General features: G+C 66.0%; 18 protein-coding genes. 6 read left to right on the top strand and 12 right to left on the bottom strand.

Features of this window, described 5'->3' with window-relative positions; genetic code table 11:
* Positions 1-54: 54 nt before the first annotated feature.
* Positions 55-1,437, bottom strand: a complete 1,383-nt coding sequence (locus ABIE24_RS00175) for a hypothetical protein (protein ID WP_354495655.1) — start codon at positions 1,435-1,437, stop codon at positions 55-57.
* Between the two features lie 174 nt (positions 1,438-1,611).
* On the opposite strand from ABIE24_RS00175, the gene ABIE24_RS00170 reads away from it, so the two are divergent.
* The gene (locus ABIE24_RS00170) at positions 1,612-3,033 is read left to right on the top strand and encodes an ATP-binding protein (protein ID WP_354495653.1); all 1,422 of its coding nucleotides are present in this window, start codon (positions 1,612-1,614) and stop codon (positions 3,031-3,033) included.
* Here ABIE24_RS00170 and ABIE24_RS00165 read toward each other — a convergent pair.
* A complete protein-coding gene (locus ABIE24_RS00165; protein ID WP_354495651.1) occupies positions 3,030-3,314 on the bottom strand; it encodes a DUF8691 family protein in 285 nt (94 codons plus the stop codon). The genes ABIE24_RS00170 and ABIE24_RS00165 overlap by 4 nt on opposite strands.
* Positions 3,315-3,483: 169 nt before the next feature.
* Between ABIE24_RS00165 and ABIE24_RS00160 the strand changes: the two genes are divergently transcribed.
* Together ABIE24_RS00160 and ABIE24_RS00155 are read left to right on the top strand one after the other, a co-directional pair.
* The gene (locus ABIE24_RS00160) at positions 3,484-3,903 is read left to right on the top strand and encodes an SHOCT domain-containing protein (RefSeq protein ID WP_354495650.1); all 420 of its coding nucleotides are present in this window, start codon (positions 3,484-3,486) and stop codon (positions 3,901-3,903) included.
* 64 nt (positions 3,904-3,967) lie between these two features.
* Positions 3,968-4,633: a GAP family protein gene (locus ABIE24_RS00155; RefSeq protein WP_354495648.1), complete on the top strand. Its 666-nt coding sequence runs from the start codon at positions 3,968-3,970 to the stop codon at positions 4,631-4,633.
* 7 nt (positions 4,634-4,640) lie between these two features.
* Here ABIE24_RS00155 and ABIE24_RS00150 read toward each other — a convergent pair whose 3' ends face one another.
* The 5 genes from ABIE24_RS00150 to ABIE24_RS00130 all read right to left on the bottom strand — a co-directional run bounded on the left by ABIE24_RS00150 (position 4,641) and on the right by ABIE24_RS00130 (position 10,141).
* Complete coding sequence (locus ABIE24_RS00150) at positions 4,641-5,246, bottom strand: M23 family metallopeptidase (protein ID WP_354495646.1); 606 nt, start codon at positions 5,244-5,246, stop codon at positions 4,641-4,643.
* Positions 5,247-5,326: 80 nt separating this feature from the next.
* Entirely contained in the window at positions 5,327-6,193 is an 867-nt protein-coding gene (locus ABIE24_RS00145) for an SGNH/GDSL hydrolase family protein (RefSeq protein WP_354495644.1), read from the bottom strand.
* Positions 6,194-6,293: 100 nt separating this feature from the next.
* The gene (locus ABIE24_RS00140) at positions 6,294-7,169 is read right to left on the bottom strand and encodes an SGNH/GDSL hydrolase family protein (protein WP_354495643.1); all 876 of its coding nucleotides are present in this window, start codon (positions 7,167-7,169) and stop codon (positions 6,294-6,296) included.
* Positions 7,170-7,250: 81 nt separating this feature from the next.
* On the bottom strand, positions 7,251-8,192 hold the full coding sequence (locus ABIE24_RS00135; protein ID WP_354495641.1) for a pseudouridine synthase: 942 nt from the start codon (positions 8,190-8,192) through the stop codon (positions 7,251-7,253).
* Positions 8,193-8,257: 65 nt separating this feature from the next.
* Positions 8,258-10,141 carry an FAD-binding monooxygenase gene (locus ABIE24_RS00130; RefSeq protein WP_354496407.1) on the bottom strand — a complete coding sequence of 628 codons (1,884 nt, stop codon included), beginning with the start codon at positions 10,139-10,141 and terminating at the stop codon, positions 8,258-8,260.
* Between the two features lie 268 nt (positions 10,142-10,409).
* On the opposite strand from ABIE24_RS00130, the gene ABIE24_RS00125 reads away from it, so the two are divergent.
* On the top strand, positions 10,410-13,004 hold the full coding sequence (locus ABIE24_RS00125; protein WP_354495639.1) for an ATP-binding protein: 2,595 nt from the start codon (positions 10,410-10,412) through the stop codon (positions 13,002-13,004).
* Between the two features lie 22 nt (positions 13,005-13,026).
* On the opposite strand, the gene ABIE24_RS00120 is transcribed toward ABIE24_RS00125, so the two are convergent.
* Positions 13,027-16,059, bottom strand: coding sequence for a hypothetical protein (locus ABIE24_RS00120; protein ID WP_354495637.1), 3,033 nt, complete (start codon positions 16,057-16,059; stop codon positions 13,027-13,029).
* Between the two features lie 101 nt (positions 16,060-16,160).
* Positions 16,161-17,387 (bottom strand): endonuclease/exonuclease/phosphatase family protein, encoded by a 1,227-nt coding sequence (locus ABIE24_RS00115; protein ID WP_354495635.1) that lies wholly within the window; start codon positions 17,385-17,387, stop codon positions 16,161-16,163.
* Between the two features lie 151 nt (positions 17,388-17,538).
* Here ABIE24_RS00115 and ABIE24_RS00110 point away from each other — a divergent pair, with 151 nt between their 5' ends.
* Positions 17,539-17,796, top strand: a complete 258-nt coding sequence (locus ABIE24_RS00110) for a zinc-ribbon domain-containing protein (RefSeq protein ID WP_354495633.1) — start codon at positions 17,539-17,541, stop codon at positions 17,794-17,796.
* A gap of 134 nt (positions 17,797-17,930) precedes the next feature.
* Here ABIE24_RS00110 and ABIE24_RS00105 read toward each other — a convergent pair whose 3' ends face one another.
* Positions 17,931-19,595 (bottom strand): MDR family MFS transporter, encoded by a 1,665-nt coding sequence (locus ABIE24_RS00105; RefSeq protein WP_354495631.1) that lies wholly within the window; start codon positions 19,593-19,595, stop codon positions 17,931-17,933.
* The gene (locus tag ABIE24_RS00100) at positions 19,592-20,227 is read right to left on the bottom strand and encodes a TetR/AcrR family transcriptional regulator (RefSeq protein ID WP_354495629.1); all 636 of its coding nucleotides are present in this window, start codon (positions 20,225-20,227) and stop codon (positions 19,592-19,594) included. The genes ABIE24_RS00105 and ABIE24_RS00100 overlap by 4 nt, the downstream gene beginning before the upstream one ends.
* 75 nt (positions 20,228-20,302) lie before the next feature.
* Here ABIE24_RS00100 and ABIE24_RS00095 point away from each other — a divergent pair, with 75 nt between their 5' ends.
* Complete coding sequence (locus ABIE24_RS00095) at positions 20,303-21,757, top strand: serine hydrolase domain-containing protein (protein ID WP_354495628.1); 1,455 nt, start codon at positions 20,303-20,305, stop codon at positions 21,755-21,757.
* On the opposite strand, the gene ABIE24_RS00090 is transcribed toward ABIE24_RS00095, so the two are convergent.
* Entirely contained in the window at positions 21,754-23,061 is a 1,308-nt protein-coding gene (locus ABIE24_RS00090; RefSeq protein ID WP_354495626.1) for a glycosyltransferase, read from the bottom strand. The genes ABIE24_RS00095 and ABIE24_RS00090 overlap by 4 nt on opposite strands.
* Positions 23,062-23,163 lie beyond the last annotated feature (102 nt).

Here is a 23,163-nt window from a genome sequence, read left to right as displayed (position 1 = left end):
TCCTGGTTGGTGGTTGTGCCCACAGGGAGATGCCTCGGGCGCAGCGGTCCCGCGTCACTCGACCTCGACGACGGGCACCCCTTCTTCGGCGGCCGCCGGCACCGTGACCACGGGGCGTTGCACGAGTTCCAGGACGGCCAGGGCAAGTACAGCCAGCACCAGCGTCCACAGGGTGAGTTCAACGGTGACGGGTCGCACGAACAGCACGACCAAGGCCGCCACAACGGCGATGAGGGCTCTGAGCAGGGTGCGGTGCGTGTAGATCCAGACTCCGAAACGACCGGTCGTGATGCCGCGGCGCTCGGCCGCGCCGCGAATGGCACCCGCCGTTTCGCTCGCCATGCCCCGAAGTCGTCGGGGAATCTCGAACGGGCCAGCCAGCCAGCCGACCAGGGCCACGACGAGAGCAAGCACGAGGACCGCAATCGCGGTGTTCCGTATGTCACCGGCGACGGTCTCATAGAGCAGCCCGGCAACACCCGCCGGAAGAACGGACGGGCTGAGTGCCGAGATCACCGCGATGCTTCCCGCTGCGAGGGCTGCCAGCGTCACAGCCATGGAGAGGGCCAGCGCGATTGCCGCCCAGATGAGTGCGATCGGACGGCGACGTGCGACGAGAACGCCCAGCGCCAGCAGCAGTATGGCGATCCAGGGCAGCCAGGCACCTGCGGTCACCGCGAGGCCGTAAGCGAGCCGAGCCGTCGCGAGGGCATCAGACTGCGCGATGACGATCGTTCGGTCGACCTCGGGAATCTGGTTGGCAAGGCCAATCCCCCGGTCGATCAATGCTGATTTCACGGCGTCGATGATGGGGCCGAGCTGAATACCGATTGACCCGTCGTCGCCCAGCTGGAGCGCGGCATCCGGGTCCGCCCCCATGGCGCGCACGAGTTGTGTGTGACTGACGCGCAGAGCTGTGGCCCAGACGTTGGCGAATGCCTCTGACTCCACAAATCGGGTGACCACGTTCTCCAGGAGCGACTGGACGCCCGAGGCCGCCGGCCCTTTCAGCAACTCGAGTGCCTCAGTCGCCCGCGGGCCCGTGCCGAGCTCCGTAATGCCATCGATGACATCCGCCGTGAGCGTTGGGATATCGATCCGCTGGTTGATCTCCGCAAGGACCTCGTTGGCGATGTACGCCTGAACTTGCGGGTCCTCGGCCAGCGGGGCGTACGTCGCAACGAACTGGTCAGTGTCGGTCAGAACGACTTTCGACCACGACGCCACGAGCGCAACGGGGGCAAGCAGAGCCCCGAGGACGATAAGCACAGTCGCGAGAAAGGTCCATGCCCAGCCCCGAGGCTTCCGGCGAGGGAATTCTCCCGTCTCGGCGGGCGTCGTGGGACGCTGCGCTTTGTACTGTTCGCGCAGGGCTCCGTTTTCGGCCTCGAGTTCTTCGATCCGCCTGAGCAAGTTGACATTCGCCGGGTCAGTCATGAGCTCCTCGATCGTGCCGATTCTGTGTGCTGACGGTTACTCTGCTCGACCACCGTGCCGTCCAGATCACCCACGGAGCATGAGATATCGCCTGAGGTCGGGAGGTCCCTACCTGCCGCGGACGTACGGCATTACTCTGTGGCTGAACGCCACAGCCCTGGATGAATGGTGACGATGACCACGAACACGCTCGACTCCGCTCCCGAGACGACCGCGGTGTCGCTCGACGGCAGGTCCTTCCAGTTCGCCGGATCGCTTCGGTCGGCATTCCAGCCCGGCGGGTTCGTCACCCTCCACTCTGAGGACGGCACGCGGCAGCTGGGCCAGGTGGAGGAGGTCGCCTTCTCGATCGGTGGCGGCGACCTGCAGGGCTCGGGCCGCATCCTGGGAGTCGTGTCCGACGACGGCGAGAAACTCGACCAGCGCCGCGGGGTGCCCTTCGGTGCGGCGCGCGTGCGAGTGGCAGACGCCGCGGAGGTCGAAGCGCTGTACGACGACCCTGGGGCCGTCCTCGAGATCGGCTCGTACCTCGCTTCGGCAGACGTTGCTGCGCACCTGCTCCCCCACCGATTCAACCGCCACACCTTCTGGTGCGGCCAGAGTGGGTCGGGCAAGACGTATGCGCTCGGCGTCGTCCTCGAGCAATTGCTTCTGCGCACCAACCTGCCGATGGTGATTTTCGACCCGAATGGGGACTTTGTTCGGCTTCGGGAGTCCAGCCCGTCAGCAGAAGACACGGATGCCGCGCGCGCGCTCGCGGAACGTAACATCCGGATTCTTCGTCCGTCGTCTCCGGACCCCGATTCGCTTCGGGTCAGGTTTGTCTCACTCCCCTTGCACGCGAAGGCCGCTGTCATGCACCTCGATCCACTCGATGATCGGGAGGAGTACAGCGAGCTCATTCACATCGAAGAAACGATGGGGGCCCTGGACGGAAAGGACGTCGTGTCCGCACTGATCGCGCGGGGCACGTCATCCGCGGCGGCCCTCGCTGCCCGGGTGGAGAATCTCGGGCTCCTCGACTGGAATGTCTGGGCGCGGGGCTTCGAGGCGGTCACCGACATCGTCGACACCCGGCCCGATGCGACGGTGCTCGACCTCGGCGGGTTCGACAATCCCGACGAGTCACTCGTCGTGGCGATGGCGGTGCTTGACGATCTCTGGGCGAGGAGGGAACAGCGGCGCCCGCTGCTCATCGTGATCGACGAGGCGCACAATCTGGGCTCGCCCGAACACCAAAGTCCCCTCCACGTCGCAGTGCGCGAACGACTCATCCAGATAGCAGCGGAGGGAAGAAAGTTCGGTCTCTGGCTCCTGCTGTCGACGCAGAGGCCGTCACGGATCCATCCGAGCATCATGTCGCAATGCGACAACCTGGCGCTGATGAAAATGACTTCGCCGATCGACCTCGATGAACTGGCGACGATCTTCGGATTCGTTCCGCCCGCGATGCTCGCTCGAGCCTCCCGTTTCGCCCAGGGTGAAGCGCTGTTCGCCGGCGGATTCACCGCCGCGCCGATGATGGTGAAGATGGGCGGTCGCCTCACCCTCGAGGGCGGCGTCGACGTACGAGTGCCGATGAGGCCGTCGAGCTAGGTTCCCGACACTGAGTTCGGAACCGGGTTCACCGACACCAGTTCGATGTTGAGGTTCCCGAAGATCGTGAGGATTCCCTGCAGCTTCGTCTGGTCAGGGACGAACCCGACCAGGTGCGTTTCGCCGTGTTCCACCTTGCTGATCTCAAAACCGTCGATCAGGTCGGCGACCGGCTCGCTGAGCGTGCCTTTGATGACGATCTCGAACGATTCACTGGTCACTGCCCTGCCCTCCCACGCCTCCGCATTCATCTTCCGGTCCGCTTTTCGCTCCGTCGTCATCCGCAAAGGGTGAACGACCCGAACCACGGCAGGTGGTTTCCGGACCGGAGCCGACCTTTCTCGTCGGTAGGGCGAGAAGTCCGCGGCAGGTGACGGGATGGTGCGGCAGATGTCACCCACTGCGGATGACTATCTGGGCCTCGCCTGTGGGTTATGTTGCAGTGGATCGATGCGGGATGACACAAAAGAGGAGCTGATGGGCATGGACGCGTTGAGCAACCTGTGGGGCATTCTCCTGTGGTTCTTCTGGATCTATGTGTTCATCGCCTACCTGTTCGCTTTGTTTCTCGTGCTCGCAGACATCTTTCGCGATAAGTCGCTGAACGGATGGCTCAAGGCCGTCTGGGTCATCTTCCTTGTCTTCCTGCCTCTGGCGACTGTGATCATCTACCTCCTCGCCCGGGGTAAGGGAATGAACGAGCGAAACTCGCGTGGCATGGTGAGTCCGTCCGACCCCGCCGACTACGTGCCTCGATGGGGTGAAGGGGTGAGCGGATCCGATGAGATCGCCAAAGCCCAGTCGCTCCTCAAGTCCGGGGCGATCTCAGAGGCGGAGTACGCAGCGCTCAAGGCCAAGGCACTGGGGTAGCGCTCCGCGCGAGCCGGTCGCGCCGCGAAGGCGACGGTCGGATGACACAGATCGGCGAGACGCCATGACTGAGGCCATCGGGCAGATTCTGCCGCTGGCGATAGCCGTGGCACTGAGCACCATCCCGATCCTCTCGGCGATTCTCATCCTCCTCTCCGACGCGAAGCCACTGGTGAGCGTCATGCTCCTGATCGGCTGGGCCGTGGGCATGTTTCTGGTGCTCGCGGTGTTGACGATCGGGTTCGGGCTGGTGCCGACGTCATTCCGACGGCGAGATGACACGGCTGTGGGAGTGATTCGGATCCTTCTCGGCAGTGCCCTGCTCGTGTACCCGATCGTCACCTGGCGGCGCCGGCACAGGCGGCAACCGTCGGAGTCGCCTCGCTGGATGAGCGCTCTGGACCGGATCAACGCGTGGGGGGCACTCGGTTTCGGAGGAGCCCTCGCCCTTCGCCCGAAGAACCTGATCCTTTCCGTCGCCGGTGCCGTGGTGATCCGTGACGCCTCACTCCGCGCCGGGGACGCGGTCGTCGTCATCGTCGTTTTCACGCTGGTCGGGGTCTCGACGGTCGCCCTCCCCATCATCGGATATCTCCTGGCGCCGGAAAAGGCCAGAAACCCGCTTGAGGCCACCCGAAAATGGATCATCGCCAACAGCGATGCGCTCATGCTCGGGGTCGCGCTCATGGCCGGCGCGGTGATCATCGGGTCCGGGTTGACGAAATTGTGAGCATCTCTTACTCCGCCGGTTGCACCACCGCGCCTTCGCCGGGAACGCCGGTAGTACGGAGTTCGAATCCCGGTCTCCCTGCCGCCTGCTCGCGGTACCGCCGAAAGGTGATCGGGATGCCCCGGGCGAAGGGCAGATCGTCGCTGTCCATCGCCTGGAGGTGAAGGTGCGGCTGGGTCGAGTTGCCTGAATTGCCGCATTGGGCGAGGGGGTCCCCTCTCGCGACGTGGTCACCGAGATTCACCCGCAAGGAGTCCCGGCGCAGATGCACAAGAGCAACGAATGTTCTGCGGTCGGGCAGGGCGAGCACGACGAAATTGCCTGCAACAGCGGCGACTCCTTCCCGGAGTCTTGCCTTCTGACCGAGGTGATACGGCACCAGTGCCAGCGGCGACCGCCTCGCTTCGTGGTCGGGTTCGCCGTCGTGCAGGCCGACCACGATGCCGTCGACGGGAGCAAGGATCGGTCGGCCGAAACCGACGAACCGCTCGGGCCGTTCGGTCCCGAACAGGGTGTGCCGGTCACAGATTGTCGACGTCCGGCGGCGGGTGTCCACGCCGACGAAATCGATGGCGTACCGCTCGCCCAGCACGTCGGCCCCATGACTCGGCACGCGCCGAGCGGGGCTGTTCTGCGTCAGCCACAGGCCGGTGAACGGCAGCGAGAGAACGATCTCGCTGCCATTCGACTCGGTCAGAGTTCCGACCGGATCGCCGTCGTGTATGCGGCGTAGCCGGCGGCGGTGGGATGGAACGCATCGGGTCCACTCGCATGAATCCACGGCTGTGTGCTGCCGATGCTGTGTCCGGCGAAGTCATCTGTGACGTCGACATAGTGGATGTCGACACCGGTCAGGGCGAGCCGTTGTACGACCCCGGCTATGGTGCCGTTGAGCAGGTCCATCGCCGCATTGAGCTGGCTGATGATTGCGTAGTTCGGGTCGGTCGGCGGCGGAGTTTCGAACAGGTACGGATAGCCGGTCACGAGAATCGTCGCATCCGGGGCAGCCGCTGCCACCGCGGTGAACGTCGTTGCGAGTCTCACCGCGAGCTCGCTCGGCACTCCGGGGGCGGGCGGGGTGAGAAGGGCACGCGCGGCTGCCAACGCTGCCTGGCACTGCGGTGACGTGAAGGACACGGTGCAGGCTGCTGAGATGGCGCCGACCCCCAGGTCGTTCGCTCCGACCGTGAGCGTAATGAGATCGACATGCTTGTTCTTCTTGAGAGCCGCGAGTTGTCCGAGCACATCGGTCGTCGTCGCCCCGCTGCAACTGGCATCGGTGACAAGCTTCACATGCTTGTCGTCGTCGAGCATCTCGGGATAGCTCAGGTCGCTCTGCAGGCAGGCGTTGTCGTAGAACCCGGCGCCCTGGCCGGCAGCATAAGAGTCTCCGAGCGCCACGTAATTGACGACGGGGCTCTGCGCGGCCGGTGCTCCGACGGCGACAGCACCCGCCGGGGCCGCGTGGGCGGGCCCCGCAATGAGAAGTCCTGCGAGCAGGATGGACGCCGCGAGCCCAAGGGCTCCGGCGTCGGCGGACGAACGAGATAACCGGATCATGGGCAAAAGCTACTCTCAAAACCGACGGTCCACCATCAAAAGTGAGGAATGCTCGGCTTAAGGTGCCCTCGCCGGGAGTCGAGGGCTCAGGCCACCTGCGTCACAGCTCCGATCGGATCGCCTCCGCGTATGCGACGTAGCCCGCCGCGGTCGGATGGAACGCATCAGGTCCGCTCGCATTGATCCACGGGTCGGGGCTGAGAATTCCGTGGCCGGCCAAATCGTCGGTGACGTCGACGTAGCGGATGTCGACCCCTGTCGCCGCCACAAGTGCGACAGCGGTCTCAATCGTCGTGTTCAATGCCGCCGTCGCGGTGTTGATCGCGACGATGGTCGCATAGTTCGGGTCGGTGGTCGGGGGCGTCTCGAAGAGGTACGCGTACCCGGTAACCAGGATCGTCGCATCCGGGGCGGCCGCGGCCACTGCGGCGAATGTCGTCGCGAGTCGCACGGCGAGTTCGCTCGGCTCCCCGGGAGCCGGCGGTGTCATCAGAGCGGTCGCGGCGGCCAGGGCGTTCTGGCACTCCGGCGACGTGAACGCCACGGCACAGGCGGCCACGACACCGGCGCCGCCGAGGTCGTTGGCGCCGACGGTCACCGTGACGACGTCGATGTCCTTGTTCGGCTTAAGTGCCGAAAGCTGTCTGAGGATATCCGCGGAGGTGGCACCGCTGCAGCTCGCATCGGCGATCAGCTTCACGTGCTTGATGTCGTCGAGCAACTCCGGGTAGCTCAGGCTGCTTTGCCTGCAGGCGTTGTCTTCGTTGAACCCGGCGCCGACTCCGGCAGCGTACGAGTCGCCCAAGGCGACATAGTTGACGACCGGGCTCTTTCCCTGGTCAGCCTGGATGGCGTGGATGGGGGCGGCGGCCGGGGCGGCTTGGGCGGCAACCGGCGAAAGTAGTCCTGCAAACAGGATGGACGCGGTGAGGGCTAGCGCTCCTGCGTCGGCGAACGTTCGGTGTCTCCGGATCATGGCGAACAAAATACTCTCCGGCTCTCGAGAACGCCACGGGTTTCTGAGGGTAGAGAATCAATCAGCCGCCTTGCCGAAGCTTCAGCGCGACATCGAATGACCCTCGTCCAGCAGTGGCAGTGAGCGCACACTGGCGAAGCGACGCGCTCCGCCGTCGACCGGGTCGGTGAAGCTCAGCTCGCTGGCAAGCAACTGCAGCGGATGGGCGAAGTCGTCGACCGAGACCTCCCTGACCACCGGGTAGAGCGGGTCTGAATCGATCGGAATCCCCAGGCTGAGCATGTGCATGCGCAGCTGGTGGGTGCGCCCGGTCCGCGGTGTGAGTCGATAGACGGCCCGCGACTCGTCGATCACGGTCTCCAGTTCGATTAGGGATTCCGAGTTGGCGGGCTTTCCCGGCACGATGTCGCCCTGCATCCGGCCGCGGTGCTTGACGAGGTGGTTGCGAACGGTAACGGGCAGCTCGAGGCCAACGCGCCGCGGCGCAAGTGCCCGGTAGATCTTGCCGACCTCGCCGCGCTGGAACATCGACTGGTAAGCCCCGCGCCAGCACTTCTCGGTCGCGAGGATGAGCAGCCCCGACGTCACCCGGTCCAGGCGGTGCAGCGGCGATAGCTGCGGCAGCTCGAGCTCCGCCCGAAGACGCACGACCACGCTCTGCGCCACGTGCCGCCCCCGTGGAATCGTGGAGAGGAACGCCGGCTTATCGACCACGACGATGCGCTCGTCACGGTGAACCACGTGGATGTGGCCGGGGACGGATGCTTCGACGCGGAGGTCGCGATGGAACCAGACGAACGTGTGCGGCCGGTATGGATCGTCGGCGGCGACAGGACGGCCCGCTTCATAGACGAAACGCCCCTCGGCGAGGAACGCGGGCACGTCGAGAAACAGAGACAGGCGCTCATGCAGCCAGTCCCCCATGGTCGGCCAGGGGTCCGGTCGCGAACGATCCAGGTCAGGTGTCCGCATCCACGCGGGGTCGAGCCCGAGTCGTTGCGGCAGGGGCGAACGGGGAGGCACTCCTCGATGGTACGTCACGGCGCTTCAACCGCATGCGGCTCGCGCCGCTGCGCCCAGGCCGCTGATTACCGGGCGAAAAGAATCGGCCGGAAGAATGCTGCGAGCTCGTCGGTCGCTGACAACGGAAGCACGTTGGCCACGTACTGGTCCGGGCGCACAACGACCACCGCCCCGCCCCGATCGATTCCGCGGAGGTCGAAGATGTCGTGGAGCGGGTCGGTCGCGTACACCTTTTCGTAGTCGATCAGCTCGAAAGGTCCGACCCGCGGCAGGAAGGTGTCGGGAACACGGGCGATGTCGATCGCGGTGTGGGCCTGCTGGTAGATCACCTTGACATCGAAGACGCTGTCGACGTCGGTGTCTTTTGGTGTGTGGACGAGAAGAGGCGAATCCGGAGAGGTCCTGAGCCACTCGGCCCAGTCGGCGACCCCGGAGGCCGCGCCGGCTGCGGCCGCGTCAGCGAAGGCATAGAGGCGCCACCGACCGTCTGCGCGATGGTGGTGGCCCAACTGGACCGGATTGGCGTCGGCGACCCGCACGACGGGGGCAGACTTGAATCGCTTGCCGAGAGGGAACCCGACAGCGAGTGCTTCGTGGGTCGCCTCGCCGATCACCATCGACCGCGCATACTGGGTCATGAAGCCTGCCGGGAATTCGGCGGTGCTTGTGTAGAAGGTCTCGAGCTCGGCCGGGTCGCTCAGCTCCTCAGGCTTGCGGGCCATGAGGGTCGACCACTCTTTGTCGAACTCGATGAGGTTCTTCGCGACAACCTGTCGTTCGGCCGAGTACGTACTGAGCAGGCTCTCGGGGCTGCGCCCATCGAGCACGTGCGCCAACTTCCAGCCCAGGTTGAATCCGTCCTGCATCGACACGTTCATCCCCTGGCCGGCCTTGGCGCTGTGCGTGTGGCAGGCGTCCCCCGTGATGAAGACCCTCGGCGTGCGGGAGCCGAGGTCTTCTGGAACCACGTCGTCGAACCGGTCGGTGAGCCGATGGGCGACCTCGTAGACGCTGTGCCAGGCGACGTTCTTCACGTCGAGCGTATACGGATGCAGAATGTCGTTCGCCTTCGCGATGATCTCCTCGATCGTCGTGCTGCGAATTGCGCCCTTGTTGTCGGCCGCAACCTCTCCGAGGTCGACGTACATGCGGAACAGGTAGCCACCCTCGCGAGGAATGTGCAGGATGCTCCCTGCTTCGGACTGGATGGCGCACTTCGTGCGGATGTCAGGAAAGTCCGTGACCGCGAGCACGTCCATCACTCCCCACGCGTGGAAAGCCTGGTCGCCAGCCATCGTGCAACCGATCGCGTGGCGCACACCGCTGCGCGCGCCGTCCGCACCGACGACATACTTCGCGTGAACGATTCGTCCCTCGCCTTCGAGCGCTCCGGTTGTGTGCGTAAGCCTGACAGTTACCGGATATTCGCCCTCGCCCACCTCGAGACCGAGGAACTCGTAGCCGTAATCCGGCTTCATTCGCGTGGGCGAGTTGGCCATCACGTCGGCGAAGTAATCGAGTACGCGGGCCTGGTTGACGATGAGGTGCGGGAACTCGCTGATCCCGGTCGGGTCATCGACTGCCCGAGCCGTGCGGATGATCCTCGTCGGGTCGGTGGGATCTGGTTTCCAGAATGCCATCTCCGTGATGCGATAAGCCTCGGCGATGATGCGTTCCGCAAATCCGAACGCCTGAAAGGTCTCGACGCTGCGCGCCTGGATGCCGTCGGCCTGGCCGATGGCGAGACGGCCGCCGCGTCGTTCGATGATGCGGGTTGTGATGCTGGGGAACTGCGAAAGCTGGGCTGCCGTGATCATTCCGGCGGGGCCGGTTCCGACGATGAGGACGTCCACCTTCTCGGGAAGCTCTTCGGGGCGGTTGAGGCCCACCCCTGCCGGCGCCTGCATCCTCGGGTCCGTGGACACATATCCGTGGTGGTGGAATTGCACGGCTTCCTCACTTCTTTGTGACGACTCGGGACGCCCGAGGTATTCGATAATAGAACGCATTGTTCTCATATCGCTCGTCGCATTCTATGACGGCCGATTGGGCGTCACAAGCCGACCGGGACACGCCTGCTCATCGGGCTGAAATTCATGCTCGCCCCGGAACGCGGCTGACGTCCCAACAACCCGGGCTGGACGCCGCTCCCGCTGCGCCCGACAATGGCTCCATGTGCAGCCGAATCAGTGGCAGCGGGACGACAACGTGGTCGTCGTGAGCGACGCAGGCCACGCACGCCCGATCCGCACCCCGGACCAGCGGCTGCGGGTGTTCGTGAGTTCTACGCTTCGCGAACTCGAACCCGAAAGGCGCGCAGCACGCGACGCGATCGAGAGGTTGCGGTTGGCGCCGGTCATGTTCGAACTCGGAGCGCGGCCACATCCTCCGCGGGACCTTTACCGGGCATACCTGGAACAGAGTGATGTCTTCGTCGGGCTCTACTGGCAGCAGTACGGATGGATCGCGCCGAACGAAACGATCTCGGGTCTCGAAGACGAGTACCGGCTCGCTCCCCTCGCGATGCCAAAGCTCATCTACCTCAAGCAGCCGGCGGACCGCCACGAGCGCCTCGACGGCCTCATCGCTCGTATTCGTGACGACGATACCGCCGCGTACAAGTCGTTTTCGAGCGCTGACGAGCTCGGTCAACTGATCGAGGCCGACCTTGCAACCCTGCTCGCCGAGCGGTTCGATGCGTCCCGTGCGTCGCCTGGCCCGAGCTCCACCGAGGACGCGACCTCCGGCCGATTGCCGGCATCCGTCACCCCGCTCGTGGGCCGGGAACACGATGTCTCCACGCTTCTCGCCTGGCTGGGTGGGGAAAGGCGGCTGATCACTCTTGCCGGACCTGGTGGCATCGGCAAGAGCCGGCTTGTGATCGAGGTCGCACGACTTGCCCAGAACCGTTTCGACAGGGTGACGTTCGTTGCGCTGGAACATGTGCGTGACGCCGAGGACGTGCTGCCGGCCATCGCTCGCGGGCTCGGAGTGCGGGAGGCCGAGAACCGCCCGGTGGCGGAGCTCATTGCCATCGCGCGTGCAGGGCGGCGCGACCTCCTCGTTCTCGACAACTTCGAGCAGATCCTCACGGCCGCCCCACTTCTCGTGTCACTTCTCACCGACATGCCCGGCGCGACCTGCCTTGTGACCAGCCGGGCGAGGCTACGGGTCCGCGGCGAGCACGTGTTCGACGTCGAGCCCCTGCGCGTGCTTGCGAAGCCGGCGACGGCCTCCCTTGCCGAAATTCTCGAGTCGCCATCGGTCCAGTTGTTCCGGGAACGCGCTGAGGCCGCTGACCCTCGGTTCCGGATGACTGCCGGCAATGCTGAGCACGTCGCGCTCATCTGCCGGGCGCTCGACGGCGTTCCGCTGGCGATCGAGCTTGCGGCTGCCCGCATCCGCGCCCTCACACCGGCGACGATGCTCGCGAAACTGGACCGGGTACTGCCGCTGCTCGTGACGGCCGCCCGCGACGTGCCGGAGCGCCAGCGCACGATCACGGCGACCGTGGAGTGGAGCATCCACCTGCTCAGTGCCGACGCGCAGATGCTGTTCACGCGACTCGGCGTCTTCGTCGGGGCCTTCAGTCTCGACGCCGTCGAGGCTGTCGCCAGCGAGGAACCGTGGGCGACAGATCTGCTCGGGATCCTGCTCGAACTCGTCGACAGCAGCCTCGTGCGGCAGCATGACGTCGAGGGCGTTCCGTTCTTCTCGATGCTCGCGCCCGTCCGCGAGGTTGCGACGGCGCGGTTCGCCAGCGATGAGGGTGCTCCCGACGCGCGTCGCAGACATGCTGAGCACTATATCCGCGTGGCCGGGGAGGCGGAGCCGCTCCTGGAGGGGGCGACCCAGCTGACCACCCTCACCAGGCTCGAGGCGGAACGGGACAATCTGCGTGCCGGATACCGGTACCTGATCGCCCTCGGCGACGTCGACACCGTCGCCGGCGCAGTGTGGAGCCTTCTTCTCTACTGGTGGATCCGCAACCTCCTGCCGGAGGCACGGGCGTGGATGGAGAACATCCTCGAGGCAGGCGTGCCGTTGGCGGACCGCACCCGTGCCATCGCGATCGCCTTCTCGTCCTGGGTCGCGTTGTCGCAACCGGGCACGGCAGTCGATCCCGGTCGCATCGACGAGAGTGTGAAACTGTTCCACGGCGTCGGCGACGATTTCGGTGAGGCCTGTGCACTCACGGTTCTCAGCATCGCTTATCTGTCGGCGTCGCCTCCCGACCTCGACCGTGCCGAAACAACGCAGCGGCGCGCCGTCGAGCTGGCGCGGGAGTCCCCCTCGTTCCGAGCACTCTTTCGCGGCGCACTGGGCAGTGTGCTACTGGTGCGCGGACGTGCCTCCGAGGCCCTCGCCATTTTTGACGAGGTCATCGACGACTCGGTGCGCCTCGGCGACCGATTCGTCGAAAGCATCACGCTGACGGATGCCGGCTGGGCGCGGCTCACACTCGGAGAAGCGCGACCCGACCTGTTCGTGAAGCATCTGAGGCTGTCGCTCGACATCGGCAATGAAGATGGCATCGGCTATGCCTTCGAGGGGCTGGCTGCGTGCGCCGCGCTGACCGGCGACGCCGGCCGCGCCGGCGTTTTCCTCGGCGCGGCCGAAACCGCCCGAAAGCGCACCGGCATGATCGAGCAACGGTCGTACGTGATCCTTCTCCGCCCGCTCATCGACCGGATGCTCGCGTCGGCCGACGCGGGGACGGACTTCGAGGCGGGACGTGCCCGGGGCCGCACGCTGTCGCGGCGGGAGGCGCTCGAACTGGCGCTGGGGCCGACACCCGCTATCTCCTCGTGAGGTCGGCACACACGCCGGGTCCTCATCGTATGAACGGAACGCCGTTCCGGCGCAGGCCGAAGTGGCGCCGCCACCAGGGGGGTCGCCGTGCGGGCGGAACGTCGGGTTCGGGCGTCGGCTCGGGCACGTTTCGTCCCGAGGTGAGCATCGCCACCAGTTCGTCGCGCGCCTCCCGGTATTGTGGCGTCGACAGGTAGTCGTTGTGGCGCGCGACCGCCCAGAGATACGAACGGGGTGACCGCTCAGTCGCCCTGCGGTCGATCGGGTTCTCATTGACGCCGTCGGTCTCGTTGCTCCAGAAGCCGGTCACCGGAAAACCCAGGTAGTCGGTTCGCCGCCAGAGGCTCCGCCACCGCGGTGCCACCGGGTCGTCCGCGTCGCTCAGATTTCCGCCGAGAAGTTCGACGACGGAGTCCGGATCGCCTTTCACATGGACCGGTAGCGCGGGCGGCCGGTTGTCGGCGATCACCTGCCGTCTCCATGGATCGGCGGCGAGCATCTGGGGCCCCTGGGTACCGCGCACTCCCAGAATGCGCGGGCCGAAAACCTCTGGGAAGAACCGGCTGAAGTAGGGGCGCAGTTGTACCCCATGAGTCAGCAGGGCGACGCGACCCAACTCGTCATTGTCTTCGTTTCCCTTCATCGCGAGGATCGCGCCCACGGCGATCGTCGCTCCCATCGAGTGCGCCGAGAGAATGACCCGTCCTTCGGCACCCCCCTCGTCCAGACCCGGCCCCATCCACCGTTTGATTCTCTTGGTCACCTCGGGAACGGCACGTTCCGCGTAACACGGCGGCGCGAACGGATGCCCCGCCCGGGGAAAGAAGCAGATGATGTCCCAGACGAGCGCGAGTGGCCTCTCGGTGGAGGTGACCGCGTTTGTCACAACCGCGGCGACCGCTCCGAGTGCGATGAGGCCGATGGCCCATCGGGAGACAGACAGGAGGGAGTCCCAGAACGGGGCCCCCGCGAGAAGACCGCCGAGGTAGGGGATGGCGAGCGGAACCAGCGCAACGGCGGTGAGGATGGCGAGAACCCGCAGGAGCGGCTCGCCCCGGTGAAGAAGACCCGCGACCCGGCGCGCGTCTGCAACCACTCGGAGACGTCCGCTTGGCCGCACCTCATTGGGAGGATAGTCCCTCTCGCGCACCACCTGGGGCGGTCGCTTTCCTGGTTCGGGGTTCGGAGGGGGTGGGACGGTTTCGTCGTTGGCAACCAGCCGGCTCGTTCCTCCGAGATCCTCGGATCCGGGCCCGGGAAGGCTGAAGGCCGGAAAGCGACGCAAGGCCGCACCCACGGTGAGCACGACCAAGACGAGAAAGACAATCAGCCCGACCACGAGCATTCCACCGAACAGCGCATGGAAGGGCGGAGCCTCGATCGCCTCGGGCGTCGGGACCTGCACCGATCCTGGCTCGTCGGGCTCCGGTGGATTGATGAGTCGCCAGCCGTCCTTCACCACAGGCTCGTCGGTGTCCGCCGTCAGCCAGGCGTGTGTGCCGAGCACGAACAGACTGGTGATGATGAGTGACGCGAGCAGCGCCAACAACAGCACCACTGCGGCGCCGTTTCCGTGCCACCCCGTGTGGCGGCGAGCTTCCCTCACTCGGGCATCCGTGAACGGCAGATACCCGATGACGATGGCCACCCCGACCAACCCCACTGAAGACCACGCGAGGAGCGAACGCCAGCCGCTGAGTTCTTCCGGGGCGAGTCCCCACAGAGCGGATGCCACACCGCAGGCGAATGCCAGCGGCAACACGAACCACGACACGGTGCGGCGTCGCCACCGGTATCCCCAGCTGAGGCTCGCCACCGCAATCAGAGCCCCACCGGCTGCAACGGCGGTCGGCGTGACGGTGAGGCCTCGGAGGCTGGCGGCGGCCTCGATATTTTCCTTCAAAACTGGCGTATGAAGGGCGAAGATCGCCCAGGCGATCCAGGCAACATAGGCCACAGCCGACAGCACAAGGATCGTCGTCGACCAGCCACGCTTGGAACGGGTGGACCAGCTCTTGCCGCTCAGCCCGGCTGCTGCCGTGATCACGGCGGCGCCGGCGAGCAGGGCGGCGGAGACGGCCAGTGCGATCATCGGCACCGGACCGGCTCCTGTGGCGTCGACACGTCCCAGGAGGATGTCAAAAAGATCGGCGCCTGGAACGGTGACCCGTCCTTCGCCGGAAGCGGAGTCGGTGAGGGCGTCCGCCGCGAGAAGGAGAAGGATGAGCGCGATGGCGGCAGCGAAGTGGGCGCGCTCAGACGTCTGCCCTACCCGCGAGCGATGCCAGAACCCGGCCGACGAGAGCAGCGCCGGTCGCGGAGGATCCGCCTCGCTCGCGTCTTCGTCCGTGGGCTCGTTCGGGGTCGTTGTGCGCTTAGCGTCGTCGTCGAACGACCTCTGCGGGTTGAACATTCCGCGGGCCCGCAGGCTGATCATGTAGATCAGCAGTGTCACCGCAATCGGAGCGATGCTGAAGAGTGCCGCTCGGGAGATCGGACTCCACTCCGACAGGAAGTCGAACCAACCCGGCAGTGCCGCACAGGCCTGGTGACGGAGTCTGCCGTTCTCGTCCTCGACAGCCTGGAAGCATTGGAGACCCATCAGGTGGACGAACACGGTGAGGAACCCCACGGTGTAGAACAGCGTCTGCAGGAGCGCGAAGACACGAATCAGTACCGCCCCATCGCCGCCCGCCCACCACTTGGGGTCCTCGTCGGTGCCTTTGATGTCGCGTCTCGCCCAGTAGGCGAGGTTGCAGAGGCCGAACGGGAGCACGAACAGCCACCCGACGTGCACGACCGCGCGGCCGATCAGGGCAAGGGCGGAACCGCCTGACCGGGCCTGGTTTCCCCAGGAGTATGCCTCTGCGACGGTTTCGACGCCGGCGGGAGGCTTCGCCCCTGGGGCGTAGAGCTTCGGCCTGATCCGCCAGAACGAGCCCTGGTCGTCACCGCCTTTGCGTTCGACCTCCTCGGTCGTCGTGCACAGCATCTCTGCCGGCGGCGAATTGGCGATTCCGTGGATCCGCAATTCGAGCACTCGCATGTTCGCCATCACGACAGGCCAATCTTGTCGAGGCCCCCTCGTGCTGGCGAGGATACTCCGCTTCAGAACGGCTGTCCACGCTCCAGACTTGCTGGTGCGAGAGGCACAGTTCAGGCGCGTACGCGCACATCCACCCAGACCAGGCGGTGGTCGCTGCTCGGGAACGGGAAGACGCCCGTCAGCCGCGAGAGCGGGTCAGCCTGAGTCGGCCAGAACACTCCGGAGTCGAGGACCCGAAGCTTGCGGGAGGGCAACACGTAGTCTGCCCGGAGGTTGCCGGGCGCGGTGTCGGCGAAATCGGCGGTGTCGTGACGCGGGTCTCCCTGGTGAGACGCGTTGGCACCGCCTTGCAGGGCTGACGCCTCAACGGCCCCCTCCGACGCCGGCAGTGGATCGACGATGCGCTTGTGATCGAGGAGCTGGTCGATGGCGACATCCACCGAGTCCCCGTCGAACGGGTCGGCGTTCTGATCGCCGACGATAACAAACGGCTGGCTCGGCCGCAGGCCGCGCTTCTTGCCGGCGTCATCGATGATGTATTTTGATTTTCCTGGCGTGACGTAGTCCGCCCAGAACCGGATCTCGTCGTGGTTGCGCTGGCCGTTGCGGTCCTCAGGCCCGTCGAACGTCGGCGGCGTCGGGTGCGAGGCGAGCACGTGAACAGTCTTCTTGCCGACCTGCACCGGAACATCCCAGTGTGATTTGCTCGACAGGCGCATGACCTCGAGCTCGTCGGGTGAGAACCAGTCGGCTGGTTCAGCGGTGGCTGGGTCGTCGGGCAGAAGTGCCCCTGGCATGTCTTTCCACAGGAAATTCTGGAAGGTCCGCACCTTCTCCGCCGCGATCGGGTACTTCGACAGAATGGCCATGCCGTACTGTCCATCGAACGCACCGAAGCCGAAGGCGTCGTCGCCGCCGCCGATGCTGCCATCGTTGTTGAGGTCGAACCCGCTCGGAATTCCCGTGTTCGACGGCGCAACAAACGCGTACGGGTAGTCGACCGGATCGGCCCCGCCTTGCCCGATCGAGAGGTAGTTGTCGCGGAACAGGTCGGCGGCGCGCTGGTTGGGCACATAGTCGAACTCGTTGAGCAGGATGATGTCGGGATTCGTGCGCTGGATGACCTCGGCGACGGTGCGCGCCTGCTGGTCTCCCGGTGAGCTGAGGTCCGCCTCCAGTTCGCCTGCGCTTGCCCGGTTCAGAGACAGGTTGTAGGTGGCGACGCGAAGTTCGATCGTTTTCTGTTTGTGCGGCTCGGCGGCGGCGGGGACAGCGCCGAGGCTCACGAGGAGTCCGCCCAGGACGGCGACGGCGGCGAATGGGCGTCTCGTGGACATGGTGCTCCTGACGGCGAACGGCTGGTGGTGCGGACGACGGTGGGTTCAACCTATGCCCCGCGGGTAACAACCGGAAGTACGTTCCGCAAACGGATGCCACGGCAAGCGCAAGCCCCTCGCCTGTATTCGCGGCGCTCCATACACTCGTCGGATGCTTCTCATCTTCGGTACCACGCTGCGCGACCGGGTTCTCGTCGTCGTCAGGTTCCTCTGCCAGTACTGCAACACGGACGCATCGCAGGACGTGATCGAGAGCGCGACGAAGGTCTCGCTCTTCTTCATTCCGCTGTTCACCGTCTCCCGGCGGTATTTCGTGATCTGCTCCCACTGCGGAGGCACGACCGCGCTGACGAAGGAACAGGCGACGAACGGCATCGAATGGGCGACCCGTCACCGCCAGATGACCTGAACACGGGCGATCTGAACGCTGGTCCGGGCGGGGTCGGCTCGACGGACTCCCGAAGCGCCACGGGTGCTGCGGGCGAGCGAAGGGCGGGCGCCAACCGGCGCCCGCCCTGTTTTACGGGTCGAAGCTCGACTCACTCACCGTCGACGAAGCGAGAGCGAGTCCTCGAGGCGGTGGTCATGCGTTTCGCTGATGGACGCGGCGCCCGAGCCGTTCCGCTGCGCGGCCTCGAGTGCTTCGGCTTCCTCTCCCCCGATCGCCTCCCCGCGTGCCACGAGGCCGGCCACATCCGAGAGCGGGATGCGCTTGAGGAAGAGCGAGAGCAGGAACGCGATCGCGATGAACGGAAGCAGGTACCAGAACACCGGCGCGAGCGCGTCGGCGTACGCCGTCACGACCCCGTCGCGGACCGCCTCCGGGAGCGATGCCAGAGTCTGGGGATCGAGAGTCGATGTCGCGGTTGCGGCAGCCGAGGGATCTGCGCCCGCTGTGGTGAAAACATCCGTCAGATTGTCGGTGAGGCGCGTGGTGAAGATGGTGCCGAAGACGGCGACGCCGAGTGAGGCCCCCACCTCGCGGAAGTAATTGTTCGTGCTCGTCGCCGTGCCGACCATCGAGGCGTCCACCGCATTCTGGGCGACGAGGACCACGACCTGCATGATCAGGCCGAGCCCGGCGCCGAAGACGAACAGGTAGATGCAGATCAGCCAGATCGGCGTCGACGCGGCCAGCGTGGTCATGGCGACCATGGCGGCACCGGTGACGATCGTGCCCACGATCGGGTATGCCTTGTACCGGCCGGTCTTCGAGATCGCGATGCCAGATCCGATGGACGTGAGCATGAGCCCGGCCATCATCGGGAGCATGAGGAGACCGGATGCCGCGGCGGACGTCCCCGAGGACATCTGCAGGAAGGTGGGCACGAACCCGATGGCGGCGAACATGCCCAGGCCGAGGGTGAGCCCGATGGCCGTGGCGTTGACGAAGACCGGGTTCCTGAACAGCGACAGCGGGATGATCGGATCCTGCGCCTTCGACTCGACGAGGACGAACAGCAGCGCTGCGACGACCATGCCGATACCGAACGCCCAGGTCTCGAGGGCGCCCCAGCCGTGGTCGGAGCTCCCGCCGAAGTCGGTGAAGAAGATGAGGCAGGTCGTGAACGCCGAGAGCAGGATCACGCCGAGCACGTCGACCGGCTGGGTTGCCTTTTTGTTCGGCAGCCTGAGGGTGAACCAGGCGATCGCGAAGGCGGCGATACCGACCGGGATGTTGATGTAGAACGCCCACTGCCAGGTGAGGTGGTCGACGAAGAAGCCGCCGAGCAGGGGTCCGCCCACGGCGGAGAGTCCGAAGACAGCGCCGAGGGGTCCGAGGTACTTGCCGCGCTCGGAGGCGGGCACGATGTCGGCGATGATCGCCTGCGAGAGGATCATCAGTCCGCCACCGCCGAGTCCCTGCACCGCACGCCACAGGACGAGCTGGGTGAAGTCACCGGCGAAGGCGCACCCGACGGAGGCGATCGTGAACAGCGCGATCGCGACGAGGAACAGCCGCCGGCGCCCGAGCACGTCACCGAACTTGCCGTAGACCGGCATCACGATCGTCGTCGCGAGGAGGTACGCGGTCGTAAGCCAGACCTGGTGCTCCACTCCGCCGAGCTGCCCCACGATAGTCGGCATGGCCGTGGAGACGATCGTCTGGTCGAGGCTCGACAGGAGCATGCCGGCGATGAGCGCAGCGAAAATGATCCAGATGCGGCGTTTGGTGAGGAGGATCGGCTCCTCGGTGGTGGTCGTCACAGGGTGGCCTTTCGAGGGGTTGTCGGTGGAGCCATGACGACGCGGAGGGCGGCGAGGTGGTTCCGGAGAGTCGACGAGAAGTCGTGGGTGCCGGCGGGGTCGAGGTAGTGCTCGCCGGCGTGCTTGAGAAGCGTGGACAGGATGCCGACGACTGCTTCGGCGCGGGGATCATCGGCTGGCACGTTCTCACGGGATGCCACCACGGCGACAGCCTGCCTCTCGCGTTCGCGGGTGGCGCCCATGAACCGCAGGAGCAAACGTGGCTCGCGTTCGATCGCCGCAATGAACTCGGCGTGACCGGCGTGGTCGTGACCCGTCGCCTCGAAGTGGCCGATGACGAGTTCGACGAGGTCGTCGATCACCACCGCCCAGCCGCGGGACCCTCGGGCGAGGAACGCTTCAGAGAACTTCTCAAGCTCTTCTCCCGGATCGACGCCGAGCACGGCATCCTCCTTGCTGGGGAAGTAGTTGAAGAAGGTCCGTCGTGAGACATCGACCTCATCGCAGACCTCTTCGACGGTGAAACCGCTGAGTCCCCGCTCCGCGGTCAGCCGACGCGCGACGGAGGTGAGGCGGGAGGCCGTCGCCAGCATCCGCTTCTCACGGCGATTTGTATTTGCACTATCGGGCATGGTGTGTATTTTTGCACTAATTGCGAGAGTGTGCAAACTTCCGGAGGCCCACCGGCGCGCCCTAGCATGGGATCCATGCACCGCTCACTGCCGAGAAGCACACCGTCCGCCCACAGTGTCGATGCGCGCGGTATTGCCGCCTTCGTCGACGCCGTCGAAGCAGCGCCGAACGTCGAGCCGCACAGCGTGATGCTCCTGCGGGACGGCCACGTGCTGGCCGAGGGCTGGTGGTCGCCGTACACCTCCGACCGGGTGCACCTGCTGTACTCGCTGAGCAAGACCTTCGCCACGACCGCAGTCGGCATCGCCGTCGATGAGGGCCTGATGTCGCTCGATGACACCGTTCTCAGCCATTTCCCTGAACTGGAGCGGGTGATAACCGACCCCCGCAGTCGACGCATACAAGTCCGGCACGTGCTGGCGATGGCGAGTGGACATCGTGAAGAAACACTGCAGCGGGCCCATGAGATCGACGGCAGCGACCTCGTGCGCGGCTTTCTCCTCCTGCCGCCGGACGAGGAGCCGGGAACGGTCTTCGCCTACAACCAGCCGTGCACGTATGCGCTCTCGCGTATCGTGCAGCGCGCTTCGGGTACGTCACTGACCGATTATCTGCGGCCTCGGCTGCTCGATCCGCTCGGGATCGACGATATCGGCTGGATCGCCGATGACGGCGGGCACGAGCTGGGCTTCAGCGGCCTGCACGCGCAGACCGAGGCGATTGCCGCGATCGGTCAGCTGTACCTGCAGAAAGGAGAGTGGGACGGACGGCAGGTGCTGCCCGCCGCATGGGTGGAGGAGGCGACCCGGTCGCACGTCGCGAACGGTGCGGACCCGGCATCCGACTGGGAGCAGGGCTACGGCTTCCAGTTCTGGATGGCGCGGCACGGCTACCGCGGCGACGGTGCCTTCGGCCAGCTCTGCGTCGTGCTGCCCGAGCACGGTGTCGTTCTGGCGATGACCGGCCAGTGCGACGATATGCAGGGAATCCTCGATCTCGCCTGGGAGCACCTCCTCCCGGCGTTCGGGGGAAAGGGTGGCTCGGGAGCGGGCGACGAAGCGGATGCCGCGCTCGCCGCACGACTGGCATCCCTCGCCCTGCCTCCTCTCGACGGTGCGCGGCCGGGCGGCGATATCGAATCAAGGCACTTCGTCCCTGCAGCGGACAACGCGCTCCCCCGGCTCAGTGGCATCGACCTCTCCCCTCTCGACGGGGGCGTGGCGCTCAGGCTCACCGAAGGGGACGATCGCCTCGATGTCCGAGCCGAGTTCGGCGGGTGGACAGTCCACGATGCGACCGCGGCGAGCGCGGGATGGGCGGACGCCGACGGTACGGCGCTCACCATCGATGTGATCTTCGTCGAAACCCCGCACCGGTTGCACCTGAGCTTCGACGTGGCGGGCGGCACCTTCGCGGCGCGTTGGGAGACGGAACCCATGCACCCGCTTCCTCTGCGTGCGATGCGTAAACCGGCCGCAGCTGATCCGATTCAGGTTTCTGACGCGGGCCATGACGCCATGAAGGCTTAGCCGGCACCGCCGGCCCGCCGAGGCGTCGCCGCCGTCAGGTGCTCGAGCTCCTCGAGGAGCGCCTGTCCATTGGCGTCGCGAGCCACCACCTCGCCCAGGCTCTCCGCGGCCCGACGGTAGGCGGGATCACCGAGTACCTCACCGACCGCCGCGGCGATCTTCGCCGCCTTCGAACGCCGTGACACGGTGATGCCCGCGCCTCGCGTGGTCACCCGCGTCGCGTTGTCGGCCTGGTCGCGGCCGTGGGGAAGGATCACAAGGGGCAGGCCTGCGGCGAGCGCCTTGATCACTGATCCGTGACCGCCGTGCGTGACAACCAGGGCGGCTTCCCGCAGAACCGCCTGATGAGGGGCGGATGCCGTGACGGTCACATTCGCGGGAGCCCTGATTTCGTCAGGCCGCACCGCAGGGCCTGTTGTCACCAGGCCCCGGACCGGTAGGGTGCCGAGCGCGTCAGCGATCCTCTGCATGCACGCCACATGGTTCTGGAACGTCGACGACATGGCGACAAGCACGAGGGGTTGATCCCCAGGCGGCGGGGTCCATGCTTCGTTTGCTGCCCATGCCGGGTCGTCGAGAATGGGCCCGACATAGCGGGCGTTGTCGGGGATCCTGGCCGGGAAGTCAAAGGACCATGACGTGAGGATGAGATGACGTCTCGCCCGCTTCAGCTGGTCCCACGTGGTCTCCACCGGTTCGAGGCTGTACACGGCCCGGAGCGCATTGATTCCCGCGAGGGTGTACCGGTCGAACAGCCGCCCGCTCGCGGCGAAGATCACCCGGTCGCGAAGTCGTCCGATCGGCCCGCGAGCAGGAGACATCCCCGTGCCGAACGGCGGCATGCCTTCCGCGGGGATCAGGTAGACATTCGCAATGAGCAGGTCGAACGGCACGGAACGGGCCTCTGCTGCGACCATCGCGCCGAGGGTCGCGAAGGATCCCAGCACGAGGTCCGGTCGCAACGCCTCGATCGCCGCCACCGTGTCTTCGGCCTGAGCGGGCGCGGGTCCCACCATCATGTGGTTCGCCATGCCGCGCGCGAGGCTCATCGGAGTCCGCAGTTCCCAGTCGCGGAACTCAGCCGTCGGTGGTGCCGACCAGGGGAGAAAGTCGCCACCCGCTGCGCGAACCTGGTCAACCAGCCGTGTGTCCGCGAGCACCGTGACCCGATGGCCCCGGCGCACGAGCCGACGGGCGACGCCGAGCTCAGGAGGAACGGTTCCGCCTGCATCGGCGAGCGCGAACAGGTAGCGCAGAGGTTCGGCGGCACGCTCGGTACCCTCCGGCGGCTCAATGCTGGTCATGCCCGACATGCTAGGCAGCGCCCCCACCGGCGGCAACGGGTCTGGTTACCCGGTTGATGGCGCGACAGGAGGAGTCCATTCTGGGGTGGAACACCACGCTGC

The sequence above is a fragment of the Mycetocola sp. 2940 genome, from assembly GCF_040548835.1.
In the GTDB taxonomy this organism is placed as follows: Bacteria; Actinomycetota; Actinomycetes; order Actinomycetales; family Microbacteriaceae; genus Mycetocola_A.
This window is presented reverse-complemented; position numbering and strand designations above follow the sequence as displayed.

Bases quoted from the DNA above. Each gene is read 5' to 3' on its own strand.
- ABIE24_RS00175 (WP_354495655.1), bottom strand. From the start codon at position 1,437: ATGACTGACCCGGCGAATGTCAACTTGCTCAGGCGGATCGAAGAACTC.
- ABIE24_RS00170 (WP_354495653.1), top strand. From the start codon at position 1,612: ATGACCACGAACACGCTCGACTCCGCTCCCGAGACGACCGCGGTGTCG.
- ABIE24_RS00165 (WP_354495651.1), bottom strand. From the start codon at position 3,314: ATGACGACGGAGCGAAAAGCGGACCGGAAGATGAATGCGGAGGCGTGG.
- ABIE24_RS00160 (WP_354495650.1), top strand. From the start codon at position 3,484: ATGCGGGATGACACAAAAGAGGAGCTGATGGGCATGGACGCGTTGAGC.
- ABIE24_RS00155 (WP_354495648.1), top strand. From the start codon at position 3,968: ATGACTGAGGCCATCGGGCAGATTCTGCCGCTGGCGATAGCCGTGGCA.
- ABIE24_RS00145 (WP_354495644.1), bottom strand. From the start codon at position 6,193: ATGATCCGGTTATCTCGTTCGTCCGCCGACGCCGGAGCCCTTGGGCTC.
- ABIE24_RS00140 (WP_354495643.1), bottom strand. From the start codon at position 7,169: ATGATCCGGAGACACCGAACGTTCGCCGACGCAGGAGCGCTAGCCCTC.
- ABIE24_RS00120 (WP_354495637.1), bottom strand. From the start codon at position 16,059: ATGGCGAACATGCGAGTGCTCGAATTGCGGATCCACGGAATCGCCAAT.
- ABIE24_RS00115 (WP_354495635.1), bottom strand. From the start codon at position 17,387: ATGTCCACGAGACGCCCATTCGCCGCCGTCGCCGTCCTGGGCGGACTC.
- ABIE24_RS00110 (WP_354495633.1), top strand. From the start codon at position 17,539: ATGCTTCTCATCTTCGGTACCACGCTGCGCGACCGGGTTCTCGTCGTC.
- ABIE24_RS00100 (WP_354495629.1), bottom strand. From the start codon at position 20,227: ATGCCCGATAGTGCAAATACAAATCGCCGTGAGAAGCGGATGCTGGCG.
- ABIE24_RS00095 (WP_354495628.1), top strand. From the start codon at position 20,303: ATGCACCGCTCACTGCCGAGAAGCACACCGTCCGCCCACAGTGTCGAT.
- ABIE24_RS00090 (WP_354495626.1), bottom strand. From the start codon at position 23,061: ATGACCAGCATTGAGCCGCCGGAGGGTACCGAGCGTGCCGCCGAACCT.